Origin of the sequence: Lacisediminimonas profundi (assembly GCF_008831265.1) — a bacterium.
Classification (GTDB): domain Bacteria; phylum Pseudomonadota; class Gammaproteobacteria; order Burkholderiales; family Burkholderiaceae_D; genus Lacisediminimonas; species Lacisediminimonas profundi.
Genome location: NZ_VTTH01000005.1, coordinates 81,148 through 106,511 on the forward strand (window position 1 = coordinate 81,148; position 25,364 = coordinate 106,511).

General features: G+C 63.9%; 18 protein-coding genes. 8 read left to right on the forward strand and 10 right to left on the reverse strand.

Annotated features, from left to right (window positions below; genetic code table 11):
* Positions 1-106: 106 nt before the first annotated feature.
* Positions 107-1,069, reverse strand: a complete 963-nt coding sequence (locus FVE66_RS14890) for a DctP family TRAP transporter solute-binding subunit (protein WP_151448509.1) — start codon at positions 1,067-1,069, stop codon at positions 107-109.
* Positions 1,070-1,477: 408 nt separating this feature from the next.
* On the reverse strand, positions 1,478-1,675 hold the full coding sequence (locus tag FVE66_RS14895) for a heavy-metal-associated domain-containing protein (RefSeq protein WP_151448244.1): 198 nt from the start codon (positions 1,673-1,675) through the stop codon (positions 1,478-1,480).
* Between the two features lie 170 nt (positions 1,676-1,845).
* On the opposite strand from FVE66_RS14895, the gene FVE66_RS14900 reads away from it, so the two are divergent.
* The 3 genes from FVE66_RS14900 to FVE66_RS14910 all read left to right on the forward strand — a co-directional run bounded on the left by FVE66_RS14900 (position 1,846) and on the right by FVE66_RS14910 (position 6,231).
* Positions 1,846-4,296, forward strand: a complete 2,451-nt coding sequence (locus FVE66_RS14900; RefSeq protein WP_151448245.1) for a heavy metal translocating P-type ATPase — start codon at positions 1,846-1,848, stop codon at positions 4,294-4,296.
* Positions 4,293-4,715 carry a Cu(I)-responsive transcriptional regulator gene (gene cueR / locus FVE66_RS14905; protein WP_151448246.1) on the forward strand — a complete coding sequence of 141 codons (423 nt, stop codon included), beginning with the start codon at positions 4,293-4,295 and terminating at the stop codon, positions 4,713-4,715. The genes FVE66_RS14900 and cueR overlap by 4 nt, the downstream gene beginning before the upstream one ends.
* 346 nt (positions 4,716-5,061) lie before the next feature.
* Complete coding sequence (locus FVE66_RS14910; RefSeq protein WP_151448247.1) at positions 5,062-6,231, forward strand: glycosyltransferase family 4 protein; 1,170 nt, start codon at positions 5,062-5,064, stop codon at positions 6,229-6,231.
* Positions 6,232-6,315: 84 nt separating this feature from the next.
* Here the strand turns inward: FVE66_RS14910 and FVE66_RS14915 are convergent, their stop codons facing one another.
* Positions 6,316-6,846 (reverse strand): RDD family protein, encoded by a 531-nt coding sequence (locus tag FVE66_RS14915; protein ID WP_161993291.1) that lies wholly within the window; start codon positions 6,844-6,846, stop codon positions 6,316-6,318.
* A gap of 106 nt (positions 6,847-6,952) precedes the next feature.
* On the opposite strand from FVE66_RS14915, the gene FVE66_RS14920 reads away from it, so the two are divergent.
* On the forward strand, positions 6,953-7,420 hold the full coding sequence (locus FVE66_RS14920) for a DUF2721 domain-containing protein (protein ID WP_161993292.1): 468 nt from the start codon (positions 6,953-6,955) through the stop codon (positions 7,418-7,420).
* Positions 7,421-7,432: 12 nt separating this feature from the next.
* Here FVE66_RS14920 and FVE66_RS14925 read toward each other — a convergent pair whose 3' ends face one another.
* Both FVE66_RS14925 and FVE66_RS14930 read right to left on the reverse strand, forming a co-directional pair.
* Positions 7,433-8,254, reverse strand: a complete 822-nt coding sequence (locus FVE66_RS14925) for a class I SAM-dependent methyltransferase (RefSeq protein ID WP_151448250.1) — start codon at positions 8,252-8,254, stop codon at positions 7,433-7,435.
* 184 nt (positions 8,255-8,438) lie between these two features.
* Positions 8,439-9,224: a hypothetical protein gene (locus tag FVE66_RS14930; RefSeq protein ID WP_151448251.1), complete on the reverse strand. Its 786-nt coding sequence runs from the start codon at positions 9,222-9,224 to the stop codon at positions 8,439-8,441.
* Positions 9,225-9,632: 408 nt separating this feature from the next.
* Between FVE66_RS14930 and FVE66_RS14935 the strand changes: the two genes are divergently transcribed.
* Entirely contained in the window at positions 9,633-11,426 is a 1,794-nt protein-coding gene (locus FVE66_RS14935) for an autotransporter assembly complex protein TamA (protein ID WP_151448252.1), read from the forward strand.
* On the forward strand, positions 11,416-15,429 hold the full coding sequence (locus FVE66_RS14940) for a translocation/assembly module TamB domain-containing protein (protein WP_151448253.1): 4,014 nt from the start codon (positions 11,416-11,418) through the stop codon (positions 15,427-15,429). Before FVE66_RS14935 ends, FVE66_RS14940 begins: the two co-directional genes overlap by 11 nt.
* Positions 15,430-16,196: 767 nt before the next feature.
* Here the strand turns inward: FVE66_RS14940 and FVE66_RS14945 are convergent.
* Positions 16,197-16,391, reverse strand: a complete 195-nt coding sequence (locus tag FVE66_RS14945) for a hypothetical protein (protein ID WP_151448254.1) — start codon at positions 16,389-16,391, stop codon at positions 16,197-16,199.
* A 365-nt stretch (positions 16,392-16,756) separates the two neighbouring features.
* On the opposite strand from FVE66_RS14945, the gene FVE66_RS14950 reads away from it, so the two are divergent.
* Positions 16,757-17,854, forward strand: a complete 1,098-nt coding sequence (locus FVE66_RS14950) for a sigma-54 interaction domain-containing protein (RefSeq protein ID WP_151448255.1) — start codon at positions 16,757-16,759, stop codon at positions 17,852-17,854.
* 437 nt (positions 17,855-18,291) lie between these two features.
* A complete protein-coding gene (locus tag FVE66_RS14955; protein WP_151448256.1) occupies positions 18,292-18,561 on the forward strand; it encodes a GlsB/YeaQ/YmgE family stress response membrane protein in 270 nt (89 codons plus the stop codon).
* A gap of 80 nt (positions 18,562-18,641) precedes the next feature.
* On the opposite strand, the gene fumC is transcribed toward FVE66_RS14955, so the two are convergent.
* The 4 genes from fumC to FVE66_RS14975 all read right to left on the reverse strand — a co-directional run bounded on the left by fumC (position 18,642) and on the right by FVE66_RS14975 (position 25,358).
* Positions 18,642-20,024 (reverse strand): class II fumarate hydratase, encoded by a 1,383-nt coding sequence (gene fumC / locus FVE66_RS14960; protein ID WP_151448257.1) that lies wholly within the window; start codon positions 20,022-20,024, stop codon positions 18,642-18,644.
* 127 nt (positions 20,025-20,151) lie between these two features.
* Positions 20,152-23,544 (reverse strand): pilus assembly protein, encoded by a 3,393-nt coding sequence (locus FVE66_RS14965; protein WP_151448258.1) that lies wholly within the window; start codon positions 23,542-23,544, stop codon positions 20,152-20,154.
* Positions 23,545-23,574: 30 nt separating this feature from the next.
* Entirely contained in the window at positions 23,575-24,240 is a 666-nt protein-coding gene (locus tag FVE66_RS14970; protein WP_151448259.1) for a pilus assembly PilX family protein, read from the reverse strand.
* Positions 24,241-24,248: 8 nt separating this feature from the next.
* On the reverse strand, positions 24,249-25,358 hold the full coding sequence (locus FVE66_RS14975) for a PilW family protein (protein WP_151448260.1): 1,110 nt from the start codon (positions 25,356-25,358) through the stop codon (positions 24,249-24,251).
* Positions 25,359-25,364 lie beyond the last annotated feature (6 nt).

Consider the following 25,364-nt stretch of genomic DNA (forward strand, 5'->3'; position numbering starts at 1 on the left):
TGGCCAGGTGAAAATACAAAACCGGGTGGCCGTGGGACGCGCCAGGCCGGTTCACAAAAAACAAGCGCCGCCCGGACCGGGCGGCGCCGTCAAGCATGCGGCTCGTTTACTTCCGTGCGGCGATGTCGGCTTCAGCCTTCTTCACCAGGTCGGCGCCGATGGTCTTGGTCCACTTCTGGACCACCGGGCGGGTCAGCTTCTTGAACTCGTCGATTTCCTTGGGCGACAGGCGGGTGACCTTGACGCCCAGGCCTTCGACCGTCTTGTAGACGCTGCTGTCGGTCGCAGTCATGCCCTTGCGCGCCAGTTCTGTTTCTTCGCGGCCGGCCTGGACGGCAGCAGCGCGAACCGCTTCCTGGTCGGCTTTGCTCCAGCTGGCCCAGACTTCCTTGTTGACGACGAAGACCAGCGGGTCATTCACGTAACCCCATACCGTCAGGTATTTCTGGTTCAGGGTGGACAACTTGGCGGCGACGAACACCGACATCGGATTTTCCTGGCCGTCGACTGCGCCGGATGCCAGCGCCGGCTGTGCATCGGCAAAGCTCATCTGGGTCGGATTGGCGCCCAGTGCGGTGAATGTATCGTTGAACAGAGGCGAGCCGACCACGCGGAATTTCATGCCCTTCATGTCGGCCGGGGTACGGATTTCACGCTTGGAGTTCGACAGCTCGCGATAGCCGTTCTCGCCCCAGGCCAGCGGGATCACGCCAGCGCGCTCGATGACCTTGAATATTTCCTGGCCAACCCGGCCATGGGTCAGCGCGTCGACTGCCTTGTAGTCGGGCATCAGGAATGGCAGCGAAAACAGGTTCAGTTCCTTCAACTGCGGCGACCAGTTGATGGTCGAGCCAACGGCCAGGTCGATCACACCCTGGCGGATTGCGGTGAATTCGCGGGTCTGGTCGCCGGCCACCAGCGAGGTGCCTGGATACATCTTGATGTTGATGCGGCCCTGGGTTTTTTCCTTGACCAGCTCAGCCCAGCGCTCGCCGCCCTTGCCCCACGGGAAAGCACTGCCGAGCACGGTCGAAAGACGGTACTCCGGCTTGTATTTTTCCTGGGCCATGCTGGGCGACGCGAACGACAAGGTGACCGCTGCAGCGAGGACAAAAAGGGATGTACGCAATCTATTCTCCTGATTTTTGTGAATGGGCTCTCCAGAAGCCCGAGGATGCCGACTTTTTACAGGAAGTTTTGCAATTCAGCAAATGTCGAGCATGCAATTGCCGGAATTTCGTCGTCTCGGGCCGGCTGCCGGCAAACGCGCACGGCTCGGGGAGAAACAGCGTGTTCCATGGAGCCGGACAAAGTTGATCTGAATCAAATTTTTCCGAATCCCGAGCGCGTACTCTGGGCCCGGATTCCCATTGGCTGGAGTGCCGGTGAAAATGTTTTTAAAAAAATGGAATGGCAAGGGCTGGGCCACCGGGCTGCAAGGGCAGCGCCCCTCATGAACAATGGCCCAACCCAGTCGTCAGGCAGCGACCGGCGTATAGCCCGCTTCGCGGATCGCCTGCTCGATACCGTTCGCCTCGGCCCGGGTGTCCACCTTTACCAGGTGCTGCGGCAGGTCGATCTCGACGGCCGCCGCCGGATCGGCCTGTTTGAGCGCCTTGGTGATGCTCGCCACGCAGTGCCCGCATGTCATGTCGTCGACGCGAAAAGTCAGCATTCTGTTTCTCCTGTTAACAATACAGCCTCCACTTTAGACCTTCCACCCGCGGGAAGGTCAAGTGCGCGATTTCATACCCTTCATCCCCTTCATCCCCTTCATCCTCTCCATTACTTGACCTTGCCATCGTTGGAAGGTCTATGCTGGTACTCCTCGCAAGGAGAACAATAATGGAAGCATGGAGAGCTGCAAGCGGCGCTGTCGCCGTACCAGGTGGCACTGAGGCCGGATTCAACCTGCCGATCGAAGGCATGACCTGCGCGTCGTGCGTGCTGCGGGTCGAGAGGGCACTGTCCGCAGTCCCGGGAGTGCGTTCCGCAAGCGTGAACCTGGCAACCGAAAAAGCAGCGGTGCAGGCGGACCCGGCGGTGACTGCCGACATGCTCAACGCCGCGATAGAAAAGGCCGGCTATCACGTCGCCACCACAACCACCTCGCTGGCTATCGACGGCATGACCTGCGCCTCCTGCGTCGGGCGTGTAGAGAAAGCGCTGAAGGCGGTGCCAGGCGTGCTGGATGCAAGCGTCAACCTGGCGACGGAAAAGGCGCTGGTCCGGATGGCAAGCGGCACCTCGCCCGCCGCACTGGTGGCAGCGGTGGAAAAAGCCGGGTACCACGCAAGAACCGCTGACGGCGCGCAGCAGGAAGCCGGGAAGCCCGCATTGCCTGGCTGGTGGCCGGTGGCGGTGGCAGCTCTGTTGACGCTGCCGCTGGCGGCGCCAATGCTGGGCATGCTGTTCGGCCGCGACTGGATGCTGCCCGGCACCATGCAACTGCTATTGGCCACGCCGGTCCAGTTCTGGCTCGGCGCCCGTTTTTACCGGGCCGGCTGGAAAGCCGTGCGCGCCGGCGCCGGCAACATGGACCTGTTGGTGGCGATCGGCACCAGCGCCGCTTACGGCCTGTCTGTTTACCTGCTGATGGCGCACGGCGGCCATGCCCACCTCTACTTCGAATCCTCGGCCGTGGTGATCACGCTGGTGCTGCTCGGAAAATGGCTGGAGGCACGCGCAAAATTCCAGACCGTCGCCGCCATCCGCGCACTGGAGTCGCTCAAGACCACCACCGCCACTGTACGGCGCAACGGCGTCGACAGCCTGGAGTCCATCGATGCCGTGCAGCTGGGCGACCTGGTGCTGGTGCGGCCGGGCGAGCGGGTGCCGGTAGATGGTCGTATCGTCGAAGGCAGCAGCACGCTCGACGAGTCCCTGCTCACCGGCGAAAGCCTGCCGGTTGCCAAGTCGGCCGGGGCGCAGGTGACCGGCGGCGCGGTGAATGCCGACGGCGTGCTGCTGATCGAGACCACTGCGATCGGCAGCCAGACCATGCTGTCGCAGATCATTCGCCTGGTCGAAGACGCACAGGCGGTGAAGGCGCCGATACAAAGGCTGGTCGACAAGGTCAGCGCGGTCTTCGTCCCGGTGGTGCTGGTGGTGTCCGTGCTCACCTTGCTGGGCTGGGGAATCATGACCGGTGACTGGCAACAAGCCTTGCTCAATGCGGTCGCGGTACAGGTAATCGCCTGTCCCTGCGCGCTGGGACTGGCGACGCCTACTTCGATCATGGTCGGCACCGGCGTGGCTGCCCGCTACGGCATCCTGATCAAGGACGCCGAGGCGCTGGAAACGGCCCACAGCATCACCGCAGTCGCATTCGACAAGACCGGCACGCTGACCGAGGGCAAACCCGCACTGCTGGCGATCGACGCCGCCACCACCGAAGATGAACTGCTGCGCATGGCAGCCGCCGTCCAAAAAACCAGCAACCATCCGCTGGCACGGGCGGTGGTGGACGAAGCAGCACGGCGCGGCCTGGAAATCCCGGCCACCGGCGATGCGCGCGCGCTCCCGGGCCGCGGTGTGCAGGCCGGCCTGGCAAATTCGGCAGATGCGGCAGATGCCACCATATGGCTCGGCAACCGCCGCCTGATGAACGAGATTGGCGCCGCGACGGCGGGCTTCGCCGACGCGGCGGACCAGCACGAGCATGCCGGCCGCACCGTTTCCTGGCTGGCGCGCGGCGATGGCCGGCAGGCGACAGTCATGGGACTGCTGGCATTTGGCGACACCATCAAGCCATCGGCATCGGGTGCCGTCGCCCGGCTGCAGCAGATGGGCATCGAAAGCATCATGCTGACCGGTGACAACAAGGGCAGCGCGGCGGCAGTCGGAAAGGAAATCGGCATCGCCAATATCCGCGCCGAAGTGCTGCCAGCCGACAAGGCCAGCGTGGTGATGGCACTGAAGGCGGAGGGCCGGCGCGTGGCGATGATCGGCGACGGCATCAACGACGCGCCGGCACTCGCCGCTGCAGACGTCGGCATCGCCATGTCGACCGGTACCGATGTCGCCATGCATACCGCGGGCATCACGCTGATGCGCGGCGACCCGGCGCTGGTGGCTGACGCCATCGACATATCTCACAAGACCTACCACAAGATCCGGCAGAACCTCGGCTGGGCATTCATCTACAACATAGTGGGCATACCGCTGGCGGCGTTCGGATTCCTGAATCCGATGATCGCCGGCGCTGCCATGGCGTTTTCCAGCGTCAGTGTTGTGAGCAATGCCCTGTTGCTGCGACGCTGGAAGCCAAGCAATTTTCCTGGGAGACTGAAATGAACATAGGGCAAGCTGCAAGTGGATCGGGACTGAATCCGAAAATCATCCGCTACTACGAGAGCATAGGCCTGATCGGCGCCACCCGCCGCAGCGGGTCCGGCTATCGCGATTTCGACGACAAGGATGTGCAGGTATTGCGCTTCATCAAGCGCTCACGCGAACTGGGCTTCTCGATCGACCGGATACGCTCGCTGCTGAGCCTGTGGGATGACAAGTCGCGGCAGAGCGCGGAAGTAAAAGCGCTGGCAAACCAGTACATTGCCGAGGTGGACGCCGACATTGGGAGGCTGCAGGCGATACGAAACCAGTTGCAGCAGCTGGCCACGGCTTGTAATGGAGATGCACGGCCGGAATGTCCAATCATCGATGTACTCGCTGGACGACCGAAGCAGGCACTGGCACGCCAGGAGGCTGCGTAGCGATCGCCCGGCGGGCCGCCACGCAAGCCGCTTGATGCCGCTTGATGCCGCTTTCCTGGCATCTCAAGACTGTTCCCGGACGGCGCAGCCTCCTTGATCCAGCGGGTCGGGGATTGCATTCCTTGTAGCGACCCCTGCTGCAAGTCCAGATCATCACGCCGCACGACGCGCGGAACCCGGCCCCGGAACCCGTGTCCATTACAACAATTGTCGCGATTTCAACCATTGGGTGGAATGCGTGCGGCACGTGAATTTTCGACGGCGGTGGGCTGATGATCGACCAGGCAGTGGCGTACCTGCACAGCGCCGGCGCTGTTCATGCTGGCACGCGAAGGCTTTCCGGACGATGAAAGCCGAGCGCATCCTCGTCATTCACAACCGCTATCGCGAACGCGGCGGCGAAGATGTCGTGGTCGATGACGAAATCCGGCTGCTGCGCGAGCACGGGCATGTCGTTGAGCTATTCGGACGCGACAACGCCAGTATCGCCGGAATGGGCAAGGTGACACTCGCCCGTGAAACGGTGTGGTCGTCGCGCACCACGCTTGAACTCGAGCGCCAGATCGACGAATTCAAGCCGGATGTGATCCATGTCCACAACAGCTTTCCACTGGTCTCCCCCTCACTCTACTGGGCGGCGTCAAAGAAATGCCGCCCCGTTGTGCAGACCCTGCACAACTTCCGGCTGATGTGCTTGCAGGCCATGTTCCTGCGGAACAAGCAAGTGTGCGAGGACTGCAAGGGCACGATCCCCTGGCGCGGGGTGGTACGCGGCTGCTATCACGATTCAACGGCGCAGTCTGCGGTGCTGGCCGGCATGCTTGTGGTTCACTGGAGCCTGGGTACTTTCCATCGCAAGGTCGCGCGCTACATCGCGCTGAATCAGTTTTCGCGCGACAAGTTCGTGGAGGGCGGGCTGCCGGCCGATCGCATCACGATCAAGCCGAACTTCGTACGTCATGAGCCGATGCGCGAGGTGGACCGCTCGGGTGCACTTTTCGTTGGTCGCTTGTCGGTGGAAAAGGGCTTGTCGCTGCTCGCTGAAGCGGTGGAAAGCATCCCCGGCATGACGGTCGCCGTGTTGGGTAATGGCCCCGAACTGCCGATCGCGCAGGCTCATCCGCAACTGAACGCCTGTGGCCGGGTTGACCGGACCGAAGTGCTGCGACAGATGAACAGTGCCTCCTGCCTGGTCATGCCGAGCATGTGGTACGAGACCTTCGGACTGGTGCAGATGGAAGCCTTTTCCTGCGGCCTGCCCGTGATTGCGCCACGATTCGGTTCGATGGCGGAGATGATCGACGACAACAGGACTGGCCTGCTTTTCATGCCCGGATCCGCGCGCGATCTGGCCGCCAAGCTGGCCTGGGCGAACCAGCATCCGCAAGAGATGCTGGCCATGGGACGCAATGCGCGCTCGGTCTATCTGGAGAAGTACACGCCGGCGAGCAACTACCGGCAATTGGTGGCCATCTACGAAGCGGCAATCGAGGAACAGGCGGTCCAGGTTTCGTGAATCCGGGTGGCGGATGCCGGGAATGGGGGGATCGGATGGGATGGGCCGGCGGCGGGCAGCGCAACGCTCTTGCCGGGACGGCGATCAGTGCCGGGTGGCCGCAGCCTGATTCTCCGGGACCTGCCCCTTTGCAGGCCGCGCTGACCCGGACCCAAGCTGGCGCTCGCGCACGACCAGCGTGCCAGCCAGCTTGTCATGCCACGCCTGCTTCTTCGGATGGAAGGCGACCCACAGGAACCCGAGCCCGAACGGCACCAGCGACAGCAACAGGCCGAGCGAGCGACCGATTCGCTGCGGCAGCGCGGGCGGACAACCGGTGCGCTCGTCCACCACCACTGCCGAGATCGCCAGCTTGCCGGGGGTGGTACCGGGCGCGAGGTAGAACAACAGGGCTGCCGCAGCGGACAACAGCAGCGGAGCCAGGCCGCCAGCGCCGGGCTGCAGCAGGTGCGCAGGGCCGCGCTCGGCAAACTGCAATAGCGGGAATACCAGCGCTGCCAGCAGGCCGAGATCGATCAGCCCGGCCCAGGCCCTGGCCCAGAATCCGACATATTCGAGTTCGCAGGGCTGGTCGTCACGAATGAGGTGCTCCGCCATCCGACGCCAAGATTTCATCACATTCCTGATGGGGCTGGGTCTAGAATCAAGACTTTGCATCGGCCCGCGGCGACACACATGCCATCCTACCGCGGGCATTGATCCACACTTTGATATCCCCCACATGGACCTGCAAGCAGATCATCTCGGCACCATCGTTCAGAATGCGATCGCGCCCGCCTTCCTGCTGGGCGCCGTGGCCATGCAGATGCGCGTACTGAACAACCGGCTGTCGCGCATCGTCGACCGCAAGCGCTGGCTCGACTGGCGGCCGCAGGAGGAACTGTCCGACCCGGCACGGGCAACCGAATACCGGCATGAAACCGATGTGCTGCTACGCCGCCGGCGTGCGATCTACCGGGCGATATTGTCGTGCGGACTGTGCGGACTGCTGATGTGCTGCGTGATCACCGCCATGTTCCTCGAAGACGCGTTCGACGCCGGCGCCGGCATGAATACGCTGATTGCGGGCCTGTTCGTGGCTGCCATGGCCAGCCTGGTGCTGAGCTACCTGTTTTTCCTGGACGAGATATTCCTGTCGATCCGCAAACTTAAGCTCACCATACGCGGCAGCCGGCAACTGCCGCATTGAGCGGCGGGCAGCTCAGGCGAAAAAGCGTTCCTGCATTTCTTCCAGGCCAAGCGAGGACAGGACTTCCTCCAGGCGCTGGGCCGGGCGCGCGCGCGGCAGGTCCTTGTAGGTGGCAATGATCAGCTCGTTCTTCATCGAATGTTCCCAGCCGACCAGTTCGGTCACCCGCACCTGGTAGCCGTGCGCTTCCAGTTGCAGGCAGCGCAGGACGTTGGTCACCTGGCTGCCAAATTCGCGCGTATGCAGCGGATGGCGCCACATTTCGGTCAGTGCGTCGCGCGCCAGCGAACGGCCCTTGTTGCGGTTCAGCACCGACGCCACCTCGGCCTGGCAGCACGGCACCAGGACCACGAAGCGCGCCTGCTTTGCCAGTGCGAAGCGGATGGCATCGTCGGTTGCGGTATTGCAGGCATGCAAGGCGGTGACGATGTCGACCTTGGGCGGCAGCAAGGACGAATTGATCGACTCGGCGACTGACAGGTTGAAAAATTCCATCCGGCCGAATCCGAGCCGCGCCGCCAGTTCGCGCGATTTCGTCACCAGCTCTTCCCGCGTCTCGATGCCGACCACCGTGCCCTGGTTGCGTGACTTGAAGAACAGGTCATACAGGATGAAGCCCAGGTAAGACTTTCCCGCGCCATGGTCGACCAGATGCATGTCGGGATGGCTTTGCTCCAACTCCTGCAGCAGCGGCTCGATGAACTGATACAGATGATAGACCTGCTTCAGCTTGCGCCGGCTGTCCTGGTTCAACTTGCCGTCGCGCGTCAGGATGTGCAACTCCTTCAGGAGTTCTATCGATTGTCCGGGGCGGATTTCGTGGGAGGCAGTCATTGGCGAGTTGGGGGGATTGGCGGATTGTCGGCTAGCAGGGCCGGAGTCCCATATTGTAGACCTCCGCGAGGCTTCCGCAGCCCGGCCACGCCAGGGAACCTCGCTTCGACCGGTTTCCGCTGGCCCTTCCCGTCGCGGCTCGAAGCCGCCCGCCTGCCGTCCGATTGCTGATTGCCGGCACTTGTCACAACGCCATTGGGGGATTCAATCCGCTGGCAGCCGGGGGGCGCAGCAACGGCGTATGGTCGAGCCTCACCGGAGTGATCTTTCCCCAGCGCTGCCCGAGTGGCACCTGGTGACAGGTGGCGCGCTGAAGCTTGACGAACAGCTTGATGCCTGCCCGGTAGCGGGCTTCGCATTCCGCCCGTTCGGGTGTGCCCTCGGCGGGCAGCTTCCAGATCTTTTTTTCGAAGTCGTATTCCTTCGGCACCTGCACCGGGGAACGGGTGGAACAGGCATTGACAATGAAGGAACCATCCGCTTGCAACCACAACTCCCCCCCGAATCCGTAGCGGGCAAGGTTGCTGTGGGTACCCACGCCACGGTCGGTGTCCTGCGGCCGCATCTCCTTCAGCAAGCGGATACCGTCTGCGCAGATCATGTAGAGATATTTTGAATTGCGATCGGCATACTCGCCCACTTCAAGACCGGTAAACGGCGCATCACCCCAGGCCCTGAACAGGACGCCGTGTTCCGGGCCGAGAATCTTGTCTTCGTTCGGGCCGGGCTCGATCGCCCATTGCTGGAAAGGCCCTGCGCCGCGGCACGGCAGCCGATCGAAGGGAACCAGGTTAGCCGGGTAATGAACAATCCGGTCGAGCCGAAAAACGGGTGGCTTTTCCTTGATCGTGACCGAAGCCCTGGTACAGGTTTTCACGATCGGCTGTCTGGCCAGAGAAAAGCGGCGGACGGATGGCGAATGGTGAGCCGGGCTGCGCGATTTCAGCGTGCTGGAAACCTTTGAGAACATGATCATCACCTCCTGCCTTGGTTAACAAATCCGCCGCTGGATCACGAGTGATCACCAGCAGCCGCAGCCATTGCTTGCAAGCTCTGTCATTTGCAAGCTCTGTGCCAGACGCCCCGACAGCGATCGACGCCACCGACCGGATTGTTCGCCCGCACCCCAGTTTTCATAGGTAAAGCCGGAATCGAGGAGCCTCAATCCTGTCACGGGCTCACATCAGGCGCTGCGACTGCGCCACTTCCACGCGCCGCGATTTACCGCACACTCGCTCTGAATCGCGCTAACAATTCGCCACCACTGATTCACAATGCTGCCTGACCCGGTGCATCGGTCGCTCATCAGTCGTTCACCCTGCGGCTGCGCGCTCTATATAATCCGGACACCGGCAGCACAAACCTTGCTGCATCAGTAATGGAGATCCGCGACCTGCTTCGCATCCTGACCACCCTGCTTCGTCCGCGCCGCGACCTGCGCGCCGCCGCCCTGTCGCTGGCGCTATCGCTGTGCGCCCCCTGCACGGCCCAGCCGGCGCAGCCCTACGAGGTCGTGATCGACGCGCCGGCACCGCTGGCCAGGCAATTGAATGAATCGCTGGACATCAGCCGGTATGTGCGAGAGCAGACCATGCCGGCTGAGGAGTTTCGCCGCCTGGCAGGTGCTGCCATCGGGCAGATAAGAACCGTGCTGGCGACCGAGGGCTATTTTTCCGCGCAGGTCCAGCAGCAGACCGAGACCAGGGGCGAGCAACTGGTGGCGCGCTTCACCGTCACCCCGGGGCCGCAGACCGTAATCGAGAGCGTGTCCATACAATTTTCCGGTCACATCGCGGCCAACCCGGCATCCGCTGCCCGCATCGAGCGCCTGCGGCGGCAATGGAGCTTGAAAGCGGGCCAGGCGTTCCGCCAGAAAGACTGGACCGACGCCAAGAACGACTTGCTGAAAAACCTGTTGAACCGCGACTATCCCGCCGCCCGCATCGCGGACAGCGAAGCACGGATCGATCCCGAACGGCAGCGCGCGCAGCTGTCGGTTCAGGTCGATTCGGGGCCGGCGTTCACCTTCGGTGAATTGCGGGTGCAGGGACTGAGCCGCTACCCGCGCCGCACGGTCGACGCGCAGAATCCGATCCAGCCTGGCGAGCCCTACAGCCAGGACAAGCTCAACGAACTGCAGTCCCGGATCCAGGCCACGGGTTACTTCAAGTCCGCATTCGCCACGACCGAGATAGACCCGGCGCATCCGCTCGAGGTGCCGGTGCACCTGGACCTGGTCGAGCATGAGCGGCGCCGGCTGGCGCTGGGCGGCGGCATCTCGACCGACACTGGCGCCCACCTGCAGGCGCGCTGGCTGGACCGTCGTTTCCTCGGGCGCGACTGGCGGCTGGAATCGGAAGCGCGCGTGGACCGTGTGACCCGCATCATCGGCGGCGAGCTGAGCTTTCCGCGCCGCGAAAATGGCTGGACGCCCAGCATCGCCGCCAACTACGCGCACACCGATATCAATAGCGAGATCAACGACAAGATCCGCACCGTGGCCCGGCTGACCAGTCCGAGCCGCACCGACGAAAATGTCTGGAGCCTGGCCTGGATGATCGACCGCCAGCAACTTCCCAACGCCGATCCCAACAATCGGCAGGCGCTGGTCGGCAGCTGGCGCTACACCCGCCGCCGCCTCGACAATCTGTTTTCCCCTCGCCGCGGCCATGTCGCGGTAGTCGAACTGGGCGGCGGTCCGGCCGGCCTTCTCAACGAGCGCAATATCGGGCGTGCCTGGACCCAGTTCACCTTGCTGCGCCCGCTGACGCGGCGCTGGTCGGGCGTGCTGCGAGCGCAGGCCGGGCAAGTGTTCGGCGCCAGCCGCGAACAGGTTCCGGACGACCTGCTGTTTCGCACTGGCGGCGACCAGACCGTGCGCGGCTATGCCTACAACAGCCTGGGGGTGGCGCAGAGCGGCGCCATCGTCAGCGGACGGGTGATGGCCTTGGTGAGCGGAGAACTGGTCTATCACTTCACCCCCGAGTGGGGCGCTGCCGTGTTCTCCGATGCGGGCAATGCCGCCGACAGCTGGCGCGACTTCCACTTTGCGCGCAGCACTGGCGTAGGCGCCCGCTGGCGCAGTCCGGTCGGCCCGGTAAATTTCGACCTCGCGTTCGGCCACGAGACGCGCAAACCGCGCCTCCACTTCTCGATCGGCTATGGCTTCTGACGACAACGACAAGGAAAAGGACAAGGACAAGGCCGGACCCGGCGGGGGCCGCCTGCGCCATCGCGGCACCCGCATTGCCAGGTGGATCGGCGCGGCAGTCCTGCTGGCCTTGCTGGCGGTGCTTGCTGCGGCCTGGTGGCTGGCTGGCACCGAAGGCGGCGCCCGTTCCGCAATCGCGCTGGCACTGCGCCAATATGGCGGCGGCGCAATTGCGATCGAGGGCGTGCACGGCAGGCTGGGCGGCACGCTGCGCCTCGACCGTGTGACATGGAAGGACATCGACCAGCAAGTGATCGCCCGGCAGGTGCAGCTGGAGTGGCAGCCGCACGCGCTTCTGAGCGGACTGCTGCACGTCAGCATGCTGTCGGCGCAACGTATCGACGTCGTCACCAGCGTCGCCAAAAAGGACGAGCCGCTGGTCCTGCCAGCGGCACTGAGACTGCCACTGCGGCTACAGATCGACCGCCTGCAAGTGGTGCAGGCAGTGCTGGCACGCGGCCCCTTGCCGCTGGTGGAGCTGGGTGCGCTGAGCCTGGCGCTGGACTACGACGGCGCCCGCTACCGGGCACGCCTGCAACCGCTCAAGCTGCGCTCCCCGGATCCGGCGCTGCCGGTTCTTGGCGAACTCGGCGGCGAGGCCACCCTGCATGACATCAGTCCTTATGTACTGCAAGGCCGGTTCGCGATCGAGAGCGCGGCCACGGTGGACGGGAAGCAGCTCGGCGCACGGGGAACGGCCAGCCTCTCAGGCACGCTTGCAAACCTGCAGGCCACGCTGGCGGCGGATCTCGCACAGAAATCTGCGCCGGCCCACATCGACGGCCGCTTCACGCTGCGCCCGTTCAGCCCGCAACCGCTGTCGGCCTCGCAGCTGACGGCGCGCGGCATCGACCTGTCCTTCTTCAGCGCCGCCGCGCCGCGTACCAGCCTCGATGCCGACTTGCAGGCAGATGCAAACGGGCGTGGATCGCTGGCGCTGCGCAACGCTGAAGCCGGCACGCTGGATAGAAATGCACTGCCGCTGCAAAGCCTGCAGTTGCGGTTTTCACAGCAAGACCGCCGCCTGTTGTTCGACCAGCTGGTTGCTCGCCTGGGTACGGCGCGGCAGCCGGCCGGGACCGTCAACGGCAGTGGCAGCATCGCCGGCGGCGCGCTGTCGATGGCGCTGGTCACCGATGGGCTCGACCTGTCGCGGCTGGATGCGCGAGCGCGCAAGACCAGGCTTTCCGGCCGTGCCGACCTGCGTCATGTCGAAGGTCGTGACGAATTGGCGCTGGCGCTGGTGGAACGGGCACAGGCCCAGCCGCTGGACTTCGATGTGCGGGCGGTACTGGCCGACCAGCGGCTGACGCTGGAACGTGCGCGCATTCGGGTTGCCGGCGGCGAACTGGCGGCGACCGGCAGCGTGAACCTCGATGGACAACAACCGTTCGCCGCGCAGGGCAGCTTCTCCCGCTTCAGCCCGCGCGCGCTCGGCAATTTTCCGCAAGTGCCGGACATGCTGCTGAACGGGAACTTCTCGCTGCAAGGTGCGCGCGCGCCGACCTTGTCCGGGACGCTGGAATTCGGCATTGCCGACAGCCGCCTGGCCGGCCAGCCCTTGCAAGGCAAGGGCAAAGTCATGCTCAAGGGCGACATGCTGGAGGTGCCCGAACTGGCGCTGCAAGCCGGCGACAACCGGCTGCGAATCGCCGGCAGCCTGTCCCAAGGCCGGCGCTCGGGCGAACTGCGCTTCGACGTGAACGCGCCCAGGCTGGACCAGCTCGGCCGCGGCTGGCGGGGCGCATTGCTGGCCGACGGCACCGCGCGCGGCACGGTCGCCGCGCCTGCGATCGAGGCGAACTGGAAGGCCCAGGGGCTGGATGTGCCGGCCCTTGGCCGGCTGCAGTCGGGATCCGGGCGAATCAGCCTGCGGCTGGATCCGCGCCAGGCATTCAACATCGGCGAGCTCAAGACGCAGGCCAGCCTGCAGGGACTGGCCCGCGAGCGGCAGTCTGTCGCGAGCGTGGAACTGCGCATGCAGTTTGCGCCGCAGCCCGAGGCACCGCTGCAGATCGATCTGCAGGCGCGCAGCCTGGCGGATGGAGCGCGCAAGCTCGACACGCTTGCCATCGCGGCCGATGGCAGCACCAGCCGTCACCAGATTTCGGTTCGCGCAGCCAAGGCGCAGCAAAGCCTTGCCGCTGCCGCCGCTGGCGGCGTGGAATCGCTGGCATCGTCGCCATCCTGGCACGGCACGCTGCAGCGGCTGGATAGCGCGGGCCGTTTGAAAGCGCGCCTGGCCAACCCTGCGCTGCTGCAACTTTCCGCCCAGCGGCAGGTGGTGGAGCAGCTCCGGCTGGAAGTCGAGGGCAGCGTGATCCAGATCGACCAGTTCGCGCATGACGAGCGCGGCACCGTCACCCGTGGCCGCCTGCAGCGGGTAGAGCTGGCACGCCTGCTGGAACTGGCAGGCAAGTCGTCGACCGTCGCCACCGACCTGGTGCTGGACGGCGAATGGAACCTGACGCTGGCACAAGCCTTGAATGGGCGTGCGCAACTGCGACGGGTCTCGGGCGATGTGACGGTGCTCGGCGCCAGCCAGGCGGTGCTGGGCCTGGGCGAGCTACAGGCAAAACTTGAAGCCGTCAATAATCGGGTCGAGCTCACGCTGGGCGCACAGGGCCGCCAACTGGGTCAAGTCGCCGTGCGCGCGGCGGCACAGGTGCAAAGCGACGGCGGACAATTGGGGATGGCGCGCAACGGCAGTATCAGCGGCAGCGCCCGCATCGACATGCCCTCCATCGGCTGGGCCGGCGGCCTGATCTCGCCTCTCCTGATCACCGAGGGCCGTCTGCAGAGCGACGTACAGCTGGCCGGCACGCTGGCGGCGCCGCGCCTGTCGGGCCAGGTGCGCGGCGAAGCGCTGCGCGTGTTCGTGACCGACCCTGGCATCGACCTGCGCCAGGGCCAGCTCGATGCCAGCTTCGAGGATGATCGCTTGCTGGTGAAGAACCTGTCCTTCACCGGCGGCGAGGGCATGCTTGCCGTGACCGGCCCGCTGCAATTCGCGGGCGGCCAGGCGAGCGGGCAGCTCGACCTGCGGGCCACTCGCTTCGGGCTGTTCAACCGCTCCGACCGCCGCATCGTCGTCAGCGGCAACAGCCGGATCGAACTGAGCGCCCGTGCGGCGCGGGTGCGCGGCGGTTTCACCATCGACTCCGGCCTGGTGGACATCGGCAAGACCGAGCTGCCGGAGTTGTCCGATGACGTGGTGATCGTGGGCCAGCAGAAAAAAGCGCCCACCGCCCTGGCGCCGGATATCGACCTGACCATCGGGCTCGGCGACCAGCTGCGGCTGCGCGGCCGCGGCCTCGATGCGCGCATCGTCGGCGACCTGCGCATCCGCAACACGCCCGGCGCGCCGCTGCAGACGCAGGGAACGCTACGCGTAGCCGAGGGCAGTTTCACGGCCTACGGCAAGGAGCTGGCGATCGAGCAGGGAGTATTGCGTTTCACCGGCGCGATCAGCAACCCGGCACTGGACATCCTGGCGATGCGGCGTCGCCAGGATGTGGCGGCCGGGGTCAGCGTGCGCGGCACCGTACTGTCACCGCGCGTGACGCTGGTATCCGAGCCGACCGTACCTGACGCAGAAAAGCTGTCCTGGCTGGTGCTGGGGCATGGCCTGAGCGGGAGCGAAGGGGCCGACCTGAGCGTGCTGCAGTCAGCAGCAGCAAGCCTGTTGACCGGATCGGCCGCGGCCGGCGTGCAAGGCCAGCTGTCATCGACTCTCGGCCTTGACACCATCAACCTGTCGCGCAGCCAGGATACGCTGCAGCAGCGTATTGTCACCGTCGGCAAGCAGGTGTCGTCGCGTTTGTACGTCAGTGTTGTCCAGGGGCTGGAGACGGCAACCAGCGCGCTGCGGCTGCGGTATACGCTGTCGCCGCGGATGACCGTCGAGGCCGAAGCGGGGACCAGGAGTGTGTTTTCGCTGTTTTATAACATTACGTTTGATTGATTTGGTTCTTGGTTCTTGGTTCTGGGTTCTTGGTTCTGGGTGCTGGGTTTTGCGGCTCTCTGGCTTGCGGTTGGTTTATCTGTGTTTGATGGCTGGGGTTGTGAAGCCGGGAGACACCCCGGCGGGTGTGTAACTTTCTTTTGGAAAAGAAAGTCACCAAAGAAACCAAATTCAAAACCCACTTGGCCAACGCCCGCCTCGATAGCCAACCAGACTCGGATGCCTGGGCCGAACCAGTGCGGCGTTCGCGAGGAGTGTCCGGCCACACGTTCGCCTCTGACCGGGATCAGCCAACCCGCTTCAATGCCGCCGACCGCACACCACCGCTCGTTGACTCTCAATGTTTTTCGAAGCTGCTAATTGATTCTTGAGGGCGGGTTGCCAGGGGGCGCGGGGATCTCCGGAAACAACTGCGGTGCTCGGCCTTTCGTGAAACAGACCCGTCGCTTGTTTGAAGCTTCGAAAAACATTAAGAGTCAACGGTGCGCCGGGCATCGGTATAAGACACTTCATGGGGTTGGCTGATTAGGTAAGCGGCACACAGCCGAGGGATCATCACTCGCGAGCGTCGCACTGGATTAGCCCAGACATCCGAGTCTGGTTGCCTATCGAAGCGGGCGTTGGCCAAGTGGGTTTTGACGTTTTTTCTTTGGTTCCTTTCTTTTTAAAAAGAAAGGAACACACCCGCCGGGGTGTCTCCCGGCTTCACAACCACAGCCATCAAACACAGATAAACCAACCGCAAGCCAGAGAGCCGCAAAACGGCATTACTTCGCCCCGGACGATCCACCAGCCTTGCCGATTGCCCTCGACTCCGAGCCAGAAGCGGTAGCACCGCTGGTGCCGGATTTTCCGCTCGAGCTGGCACCCGCACCGCCCTCCTCGCGTTTCTGGCAACCAGTCATGCCGGCCAGCGCCACACTCACTGCCAGCAGGGCAATCACGCTTTTCGCATTCTTCATATCAAGTTTCCTCGTGTCGTACAAGTACCAGGGTAGTCGCACACCGGCGGCCGTTTGAAGCCCTTGCACTTGCACCTTCAGAGGCAGCTTGCAAGTCCATCGTTCATGGAATGGCCAACACCTTTGCGCGAACGCAAATACGTTGCTGGATAACCCCGATTGCAATTCCTCAAAGCACATGGCGGCAATCAACAGCGACAGAAAGCGGGATAGAAACCCGCCGGCCGCAGTCACATATCAAACCGGCGACAAATGTCGGCAGCGTCCCAGGCCAGAATCGGATAAGCGCGGGTGTTGAATGATTTGCAGTTCTGCAAAGATCGGCGCAGAAGAAACTGCAAAGCTGATTGACTCTGGAGAGCCTCATGAGCAGTGGATACAATTCGTACAGCAACTTCGTGAGCATGCCAGTACCCGACAACGGGCAACTCGACGCATTGCATGCGCGCGAACTCGAACAGTCATCTTGCTGCGGCGAGCTGTACGGCGCGTCCGCTCCCATGCAGCATCTGTTTCAGATGATCCATAAGGTGGCGCCGACACGGGCCAATGTCCTGATCTCCGGTGAAAGCGGAACCGGCAAGGAACTCGTCGCAGCCGAAATCCATCGACTGTCACGCGAGTGCGACAAACCCTTTGTCGCGATCAACTGCGGCGCGGTTTCTCCGCAACTGATCGAAGCTGAATTGTTCGGGCACGAGCGCGGCAGCTTCACCGGCGCGGTGCGCATGCACAAGGGCTGCTTCGAACGGGCCGCAGGCGGAACCTTGTTCCTGGATGAACTGACCGAGATGTCTCCGGAGATGCAGATCAAGCTGCTGCGCGTGCTGGAGACCGGCCGATTTTGCCGGGTCGGCGCGGATGAGGAAATAAAGGTCAAGGTGCGGGTCATCGCCGCCACCAACCGCGACCCGCAGCAGGCGGTGGAAGCGGGGCTCTTGCGCAGCGACCTCTATTACCGGCTTGCCGTGTTCCCGATAAACATGCCGGCCTTGCGCGAACGCGGTGACGACGTCGAGTTGCTCGCCAGGTTGTTCTTGCAGCGCTTCAATGACGAAGATGAGACCGTCAAAACGCTGTCCCGCTCGTCACGCCGCTTCCTGCGCGAATACCATTGGCCAGGCAATGTGCGCGAACTGAAGAATGTGGTCCACCGCGCCTACATCCTGGCCGAACAGGAAGTGGACCTGGCGCCAGCGGCAGGGCCAACCCGGCCGCTGGTGGCGCCGGTGGCGACCGACTGCATCACGTTCCCGCTGGGAAGCAAGCTCGCGGACGCCGAGCAACGGCTGATCTTCGCCACACTGGGCTATTGCGGCGGCAACAAGACACAGACGGCAGAAGTGCTGGGGGTGAGCCTGAAGACACTATATAACCGCCTCAACGAATACCAGTCACGCATGACCGGCAACGAAAATCCAATAGCACCGTCAACACCGATCAGCGTGAATGCCAATCGCTGACTGTGCCAACCTATGTCCAGCGTGGAACGAACTCCGGACTCCAGACTGCGAATTCCTCAAGACCTGTTGCAGAAGCTGCATCAAGAAACAGAACCACTGGCCGCAACCAATGCCTAATGAAAAAGGACACCGGCCGATGGAGAACCGATGGTAAGCGGGTGGACTGGGGGTGGAGTGGTACGGATTTGCCGCGGGCAGACGGGCAATTGGGAGGTCCTGGAGAACGGGCATCCAGTCGTTTCGTTTGAGTCGCGGCAGGATGCGTGCGACTACGCGAACAAGCTAAGGGCAGGGAGGGCAGGCACCTTTGCAGTCGTGCTGGAGGAGGGGCTGGCAGGCCAGGCAGCCAGGACTGCGGGCTGACAGGACCGCTGGCCGGAAATGGCGGGTTCGTCAATTTCCGGATTTTTTGAGTCTAATTTTAATGGAGAGCGGAAATGAACTTCATCATCTGGATCGTAGTGGGCGGCATCCTGGGCTGGATTGCGAGCATGATCATGCGTACCGATGCACAGCAGGGAATGCTGCTCAATGTCGTGGTCGGCATCATCGGCGCCTTGCTGGGCGGATGGCTGCTGGCGCCGCTGTTCGGAACCGGCACCATCAACCAGAATGATTTCAGTGTCGGCTCGCTGCTGGTCTCGCTGCTCGGCGCCGTAATCCTGCTGGCTATCGTGAACCTGTTCCGGCGCGGCACGCCGCGGTAGCGGTAGCGGCAAGAGTGGTCGGCGGGTAGAGGGCGTGCTTCACCCCCGGATCGGCTTGCAAGCCGATCCGGGCTGTCTTGCTACACCATATCGGCAGGCTTTACCCAATCGTCGAACTGCTGCGGGCTGACATATCCCAGCGCCAGCGCGGCCTCGCGCAGGCTGCTTTGTTCCTTGTGCGCCTTCTTTGCGATCTGTGCTGCACGGTCGTAGCCGATATGCGGCGCCAGTGCCGTGACCAGCATCAGCGAGCGCTCCATCAATTCACCGATCCGCTGCCGGTTGACTTCGATTCCACGGGCGCAGTGTTGGTCGAAGCTGCGCATGCCGTCGGCCAGCAGGCGCACGCTCTGCAACAGGTTGTGCATCAGCAGCGGCTTGTACACGTTCAGTTCGAAATTGCCGGAAGCGCCGCCGAAGTTCAGCGCGACATCGTTGCCAAATACCTGGGCACAGAGCATGGTCAGCGCTTCGCACTGTGTCGGGTTGACCTTGCCGGGCATGATCGAACTGCCCGGCTCGTTCTCGGGAATCGTGATCTCACCCAGCCCGGACCGCGGCCCGGAGGCCAGCCAGCGAACGTCGTTGGCAATCTTCATCAAGGCCGCCGCCAGTGTCTTCAGCGCGCCGTGGGCAAACACCAGTTCGTCGTGGGCAGCCAGTGCGGCAAACTTGTTATCTGCGCTTGCAAACGCCAGTGCGGTGCGACGCGACAACTCCTGCGCGACCCGCATGCCGAACTCCTGATGCGCATTGAGGCCGGTGCCCACCGCGGTACCGCCGACGGCCAGCGAGCCCAGCGCCTGGGCCGCAAAGCGGATTGCAGTTTCAGCATGCGCCAGTTGGGCCGCATAGCCGGAAAATTCCTGGCCCAGCGTGAGCGGCGTGGCGTCCTGCAGATGGGTGCGGCCGATCTTGACGATATCGCTCCAGCCGGCGGCCTTGCGCTCCAGCGTCTCGCGCAAAGAGCATAGCGCGGGCAGCAGGTGGCGCGCGAATGCCGCCGCGGCCGCAACGTACATCGCCGTGGGGAAAATGTCGTTCGACGACTGGCCCTTGTTGACGTCATCGTTGGGATGCACCAGGCGCGCCTGGCCACGGGTTCCGCCCAGCAGTTCCGAGGCGCGGTTGGCCAGTACTTCGTTCATGTTCATGTTGGTCTGGGTGCCGGATCCCGTTTGCCATATGGACAGCGGGAATTCCCCGGGATGCAGGCCGGCAATGACTTCCTGCGCCGCCTGTATCACCGCCGCTGCCTTGTCCTGCGGCAGCAATCCGAGGTCACGGTTCGCCACGGCACAAGCGCGCTTGACCTCGGCCAGCGCGGCGATGAACTCGGGCGGCATGCGCTCGGTCGAGATGGCGAAATACTCGAGCGAGCGCTGGGTCTGGGCGCCCCATAGTCGGTCCGCAGGGACGTCTATCGGTCCGAAAGTGTCGTGCTCGGTGCGCGTGTCCGACATGGTGCTCTCCCTCGCATTGACAGCGATGGCGGCAATGGCCGCCAATAGCTCATCATGCCAAAAGCCGGAGCATGCGCCAAGCAGGTTCGGCGCATGCGCTGAGGCTGCGCAGAAAGAAACCCGCCGCCTAGTCGACGATTTGTCGCCAGGACACGCGCTTCGGCATCGCCGACTGCAGCTGCCAGTTGCCCAGCACACGCTGTTTTCCGGATTCGGACACCAGCAGCATCGACATCACATTGCCAACGCGGCGCGGGGTAAGGCCCGCCAGCAGGCCGCCGTCATGACGGGTAATGGCAGTGCCGACCGTCGGCGCCCGGGTTGCCCCGGAACCGAAGTCGAGTGCGTAGAACCAGGCGCTGCCGCTGCTGCATGGATTGGCGCTCGGTACATTGCCGGCAAGACTCAGCACCCTGCCGTCAATCCGGGGATCGACGTTGATGCGCTCGCCGGGCGATGTGCCGCCCGGATCCAGATCAAGATACCAGCCGGCGCGCTGGGTCCAGTCAAGCTGCGCCGGCGTTACGATGGAACGGCTGCCATCGGATTGCTCGCTCAAGGTCCGTGCCACCATACTGGCGCGCGGATCGTCGAGCGGGATGTTGCCGGCCGGCTGCTGCAGCACATACAGGGTCTGCTTGCCAGTGAGCGACTTGTCGCTGTCGCCGAGATAGCGGCCGGTCCCCACTACGATCAGGGTCCGGTTCTGGCCTCCGACAAATGCCCGTGACAGCAATGGCGCGGTGGTGATCGGCTGCGGCACGCGAGGTGTCAGTCCCGTTGGCAGGCCCGTTGGCAGACCCGGTGTTGCACCGGGATAAGCGAAGCTTGCTAGCCGTGCTACCGCTTTTGCGGGGTCGCTCTGGTTGAGGTCGAAGCGCCACAGGTTGCCCAGCAAGTCGCCGCCATAGATCAGCGCGCCGGTATCGTCGATGCCGGCAGCGATGCGCGCCAGCCCGCTTTGTTGCTCCGCACTGCCGGCACCGGTTGCAATGGTCCTGATGCTCGCGCCAGTCCAGGCGTTGAGCACGTACAGTTGTCCCGTGCCGCTAGCGTTGTTGTAGCCGGATGTCAGCGCCACCGCCCACGTACCGTCCGCCAGGCGCGCGAAGACCGGATTGCCGAAGCTCAGTCCAAGGCCCGGGTCGCTGTTGAAATTCCATAGCGCCGTCGGTTGGTCCGGGTCGGTGATGTCGAGCGCATAGTAGCCGCTGCCGCCAGCATTGAACCCGCCGACCAGGATGGTTCGCCAGTTGCCGGCCGTGCAGCTGCTTGCGGAGATGCAGATATCGGCCACCGCCACCGTGCCATCGACCAGGAACTGGTGGCGCGATGCGTAGCGCTGGTCGGCAAGCCTGGCCAGCCGCGGCAGCATGGCCGGCGGTATATAAGCCCATAGTTCGTCGCCGGTGGCAGCGGAAAACGCATGCAGCATGCCGTCGTTGGCGCCGACATAGACGACTTCGCGCCGGCCCTTGTTGGCGACGGCGAAATCCTGGTATCCGCTATCGGCGTTGGCGGCGGACGGCCGGCCCACATGGACCGGCGCGGAGTTGACGATGTCGCCCAGCACGTTGGCGCGGCTTCGGAACACATCCCCGGACAAACGTGTGCCACGCAGGAATGCCACCATGTTGTCGTTCAGGAATTGCTTCTGGGCGTCGCTCAGGCGGCTGCATTGCATCAACGGTGCGCCGCTGCCGCAGGCGGCAATCCGGGCCTTCTCGGTGTCCGCCAGCGAAGCGGCGGTGAATTGCTTCAGGCGGTTTGTGCTGGCTGGCCTTGCATCGTACAGATAGATCCTGCGGTCATCCGCGGCACCCATGCGCTGGTTCAGCTTTTGTCCGGCGCTCCACAGACGGGCACCCGGCAAGCCCGTGATCGGGTCGACAGTGCTGGCGACCAGGTCGCCGTCCCAGGCTGAAGAGCGGAAACTGGTGGTGAATACCTGGCGCCCGCCCTGCCCTGCGGTACTGTCGAATGACACCGGCGCGTCGGCGCCCGATTGCACCACGATGGCGTCCAGCGCCGCCTTCAGCGCTCCCTGCAACTGGGCGATGTTCCGGGAATTGAAATACTGCCCGTCGCCGTTCACCGCGGCATGCCAGAGATCGTCGACACGGGCGGCGCCACCATCGGTCGGATCGGGCCAGTTGCGCCGTCCGCTGACGATGTCGGCATAGTCTCCTGCCGCGGCACTGGCGTAGTCATCGGCATATTTGAGCAGTCCCGCAATGCCGAGGCCGATCGCATAGGTCCTCATGTGCTGGAAGGTGGGGCGTCCATCCGGGCCGGGCACATCGTCAGTGCAGAGCCCGCCGGCCTTGCAGGTTCCCGGACGCAGGTCGGTATGACGGTAGTAAGCCGCGACATCAGCCAGCGTGTTCGATGGTCCCGTGGCGCCATCAGTGCCATCAAACATTGGCCGCGCGAGCGCGCCGTCGACATTCCCCACCAGCTTGCCCTCCCGGCCCAGCGGACCATAGACGGCGGTCTCGTTGCCATCGTTCCAGGCGCCGTCGGTGGCGATGATGCTGAAGTTGCGCTGGCAGGAATACTGCAAGGGATCTACCCCCAGCTTGCCGGCAAAAATGCGGCCGGCCTTCGACAGTGCAGCGCGCAATGGTGTGGCGGAGTCGGGATTGCTGGCCTGCACCCTCTGGTGAAAGGTGCTCTGCTGTGCGGCATTGAAATCGGCGATGTCCAGGAAATGCGTGTTCTGCGCATCGGTGCCGCGGTAGTTGATGGTGCTGAATCCGACCCGGAACTGCTCGTCGATGGCCTGGAAGGCGATGCTGATGGCTGACTTCATTGCCAACATGCGGGTACGCCAGAAGCTGTACCAGATCGCGAAATTCTGGCGCTCGTCGGCATTGCCGGCCGGACCGCTGATGCCGTCCACCGTCACCCGTTGCCAGTTGGCCGATGCATCGCTGGACAAATCATCCGTGTACCAGCAGGGATCGTCACTGCCGCTGCCGCTAGTACGCACACTGCCCAGCTTCGTCCGGTTGTCGGCGCTGCCAATGTAGCGATAGTAGAAGGCTGCACCTTTCGCAGGGGATTTGCCGTTCACTGCGCAGTTGTCGCAGTCGCGGTCGTAGCCTAAGGGCGTCGCATCGGTGTCATGCCAGGGGCGGTAGTTACTTGAAAGGTCGGTGACCACAGGCTTGTCGCGGAAGCCATCGAAGAAAGCGCTTTTGAACGCAGGCATCGGGAACGCGCCGCCATCCGGCATGAACGGTATCTGGTAGCGCAGATCCGGGTTGTAGTACTGCGCATTGCAAAGATGGCTGCGGAACCCGATCCGGTGCCTCAGGTAAAACATGCCATCACCGATGTAACTCCATCGCATGGAGTCAGAGTCATCCAGCAGCAACATCAGGTTCGGCTTGGCCCGCCCACTGGCCTGCAGCGGCACGCTGGCTATGTCGATGCTGGCCTGGCCCCGTGCCAGCATCGGCATTGCCAGCATGCTGCAGACGAGGACGGCGATCCGGATGGTGTGGTGCAGGGACATGGCAGGACTCCGGTAGACAGTTCAGGCGGATCAGAAGCGAACTACGGTTTCGGTATGACTGCGGGTGTTGCGCGGCCCGGCGACCCTGACAGTGATCCGGTAGTAAACCGACACGGGACCGCTGGCCGGCCGGAAGGCCTGGCAATCGTTACCGGGTGCATCGACCGCCCCGGCCGCGCTGCACATGCGATGGATAACGTAATGGGCCTCGTTGCCGGAGTTGCCAGCCGCTGTCGCCGGCGAGGCACCGATGCACTTCGCCGAGCGGCCCTTGTAACTCTGGTTGCACTGGTTGTCATCCCAGTCCACTCGCGACCAGTTGGCGCCGTCACGGTTGCCGGTCATGTCCCATTCGCCGGTGCTGCTGGCGTAATAGCCGGCGCTGGCGACATCCTGGTGAATTACGGTCGTATCGGTCCGGTCGCTGAGCCAGGCAATCGCTTCCTCGGCGCCGACATCCGCTGCGTTCAGGCTGGCCCGCTTGAAGGCGAGATTGCCGGCCAGCAGGTTGCCCGCATCGATCGAACGAACCAGTCCGACCGTAGCCAGCATCAAGCCCGCCAGCACCACCAGCGCGATCAGCAGGGCGGCGCCCCGGGTGCGGGGAATCAGGCGCGTCCTGCATGCCAACGCGATTGGCTGCTTCATTGCCAGCTTCATTGCCCGCTTCATTGCCAGCTTCATTGCAAGCTTCATTGCCCGCTTCATCGCCACAACAGGTTGCGAAACGGGATCACGTTTTCGAAGACCTGGTAGCGATAGCATTTCCAATCGCCGATCTGGCCGACCGGCAGGTCGGCCAGCGTCACGTTGCCGTCGGCCGCTCCTGCGTGCCATTGCGGTTTGACCGTGGTCGTCTGGCAGCCATCGGCGCCCGGCTTCTCCCTGGCCCCGACCTGCGCCAGCAGCACCATCCGCACAGCAAGCATGCGCAACACGTCGCCGGCGCTACCCAGGGTGCCATCGCCATCGGCGTCGACCATGCTGTCGCGCCAGCTCGTGACCTGCCGCGCGGCGCTTGTCCCCGGACGGGTATCGAATCCGTACTGCGCCTTGAGCAGCACGATTCCGGTCGCGAGTTCCTGCGCCTGCCAATCGTTGCTGGCTGGCCGGTAAACGCGCCGCTGCAGCACGCCGCCGCGCACCATGTACTCCACCATTCCCAGCTGGCCGATGTCGATCACGGAACCGGCCGTGGTGTAGTCGCCAAGCGCCGACCCGCTGCCGGGAGTAGCACTGTTCCCGCTGGCCCCACCGCCCCCGCTGTTCCATTTGTGGGTGCCGGCCTCATGCCGGATGGCAGTACCCGATGGCGTCGTCGATATCTCGGCCAGCATGCAGTCGCGGCCCGGCTCGAACAGGATCACCTGGTCGTCGGCGGCCATGCCGGCCGTGCTGGCGAGTTCGAGGACAGTGGTGGCGGCGGTATGCGCCTGGGTAATCGGGACCGCATCGACCGCGGCGGGCCTGGTGCCAAAACGTATCAGCACGACGTCAGGGCCAGCAAGGTCGGCCGTGATTTCCAATGGAGTCAGCGACATGGGCGCAAGCGCCTTGTTGAGGAAGAATCTGTGAAGCCGGCATCCGGTGGCGGCACCGAGCCCATAGCCGGCGCTGCGCAGGTCGCGCTCCATCGCGTGTGCCGCCAGCGCACCATGCCCGGCAGCCTGGCTGGCCGCCACGGCACTGTGCCGCCGCTCCTGGAACAGCGTTGCCACCTGCATGATCATCAGCACACCGAGCAGGCCGATGAGCATCCCGACCATGGTTTCGGCCAGGCTGTATCCCTGCATGTTGCCGCGCAATGCTCTCATCCGGCC

Excerpts from the sequence above, each read along its gene's own strand:
- FVE66_RS14935 (WP_151448252.1), top strand. The coding sequence starts at position 9,633 with ATGGAGATCCGCGACCTGCTTCGCATCCTGACCACCCTGCTTCGTCCG.
- FVE66_RS14925 (WP_151448250.1), bottom strand. The coding sequence starts at position 8,254 with ATGACTGCCTCCCACGAAATCCGCCCCGGACAATCGATAGAACTCCTG.
- FVE66_RS14950 (WP_151448255.1), top strand. The coding sequence starts at position 16,757 with ATGAGCAGTGGATACAATTCGTACAGCAACTTCGTGAGCATGCCAGTA.
- FVE66_RS14965 (WP_151448258.1), bottom strand. The coding sequence starts at position 23,544 with ATGTCCCTGCACCACACCATCCGGATCGCCGTCCTCGTCTGCAGCATG.
- FVE66_RS14970 (WP_151448259.1), bottom strand. The coding sequence starts at position 24,240 with ATGAAGCTTGCAATGAAGCTGGCAATGAAGCGGGCAATGAAGCTGGCA.
- fumC (WP_151448257.1), bottom strand. The coding sequence starts at position 20,024 with ATGTCGGACACGCGCACCGAGCACGACACTTTCGGACCGATAGACGTC.
- FVE66_RS14910 (WP_151448247.1), top strand. The coding sequence starts at position 5,062 with ATGAAAGCCGAGCGCATCCTCGTCATTCACAACCGCTATCGCGAACGC.
- FVE66_RS14975 (WP_151448260.1), bottom strand. The coding sequence starts at position 25,358 with ATGAGAGCATTGCGCGGCAACATGCAGGGATACAGCCTGGCCGAAACC.
- FVE66_RS14900 (WP_151448245.1), top strand. The coding sequence starts at position 1,846 with ATGGAAGCATGGAGAGCTGCAAGCGGCGCTGTCGCCGTACCAGGTGGC.
- FVE66_RS14940 (WP_151448253.1), top strand. The coding sequence starts at position 11,416 with ATGGCTTCTGACGACAACGACAAGGAAAAGGACAAGGACAAGGCCGGA.
- FVE66_RS14945 (WP_151448254.1), bottom strand. The coding sequence starts at position 16,391 with ATGAAGAATGCGAAAAGCGTGATTGCCCTGCTGGCAGTGAGTGTGGCG.
- FVE66_RS14920 (WP_161993292.1), top strand. The coding sequence starts at position 6,953 with ATGGACCTGCAAGCAGATCATCTCGGCACCATCGTTCAGAATGCGATC.
- FVE66_RS14915 (WP_161993291.1), bottom strand. The coding sequence starts at position 6,846 with ATGAAATCTTGGCGTCGGATGGCGGAGCACCTCATTCGTGACGACCAG.
- FVE66_RS14955 (WP_151448256.1), top strand. The coding sequence starts at position 18,292 with ATGAACTTCATCATCTGGATCGTAGTGGGCGGCATCCTGGGCTGGATT.
- FVE66_RS14895 (WP_151448244.1), bottom strand. The coding sequence starts at position 1,675 with ATGCTGACTTTTCGCGTCGACGACATGACATGCGGGCACTGCGTGGCG.
- FVE66_RS14930 (WP_151448251.1), bottom strand. The coding sequence starts at position 9,224 with ATGTTCTCAAAGGTTTCCAGCACGCTGAAATCGCGCAGCCCGGCTCAC.
- FVE66_RS14890 (WP_151448509.1), bottom strand. The coding sequence starts at position 1,069 with ATGGCCCAGGAAAAATACAAGCCGGAGTACCGTCTTTCGACCGTGCTC.
- cueR (WP_151448246.1), top strand. The coding sequence starts at position 4,293 with ATGAACATAGGGCAAGCTGCAAGTGGATCGGGACTGAATCCGAAAATC.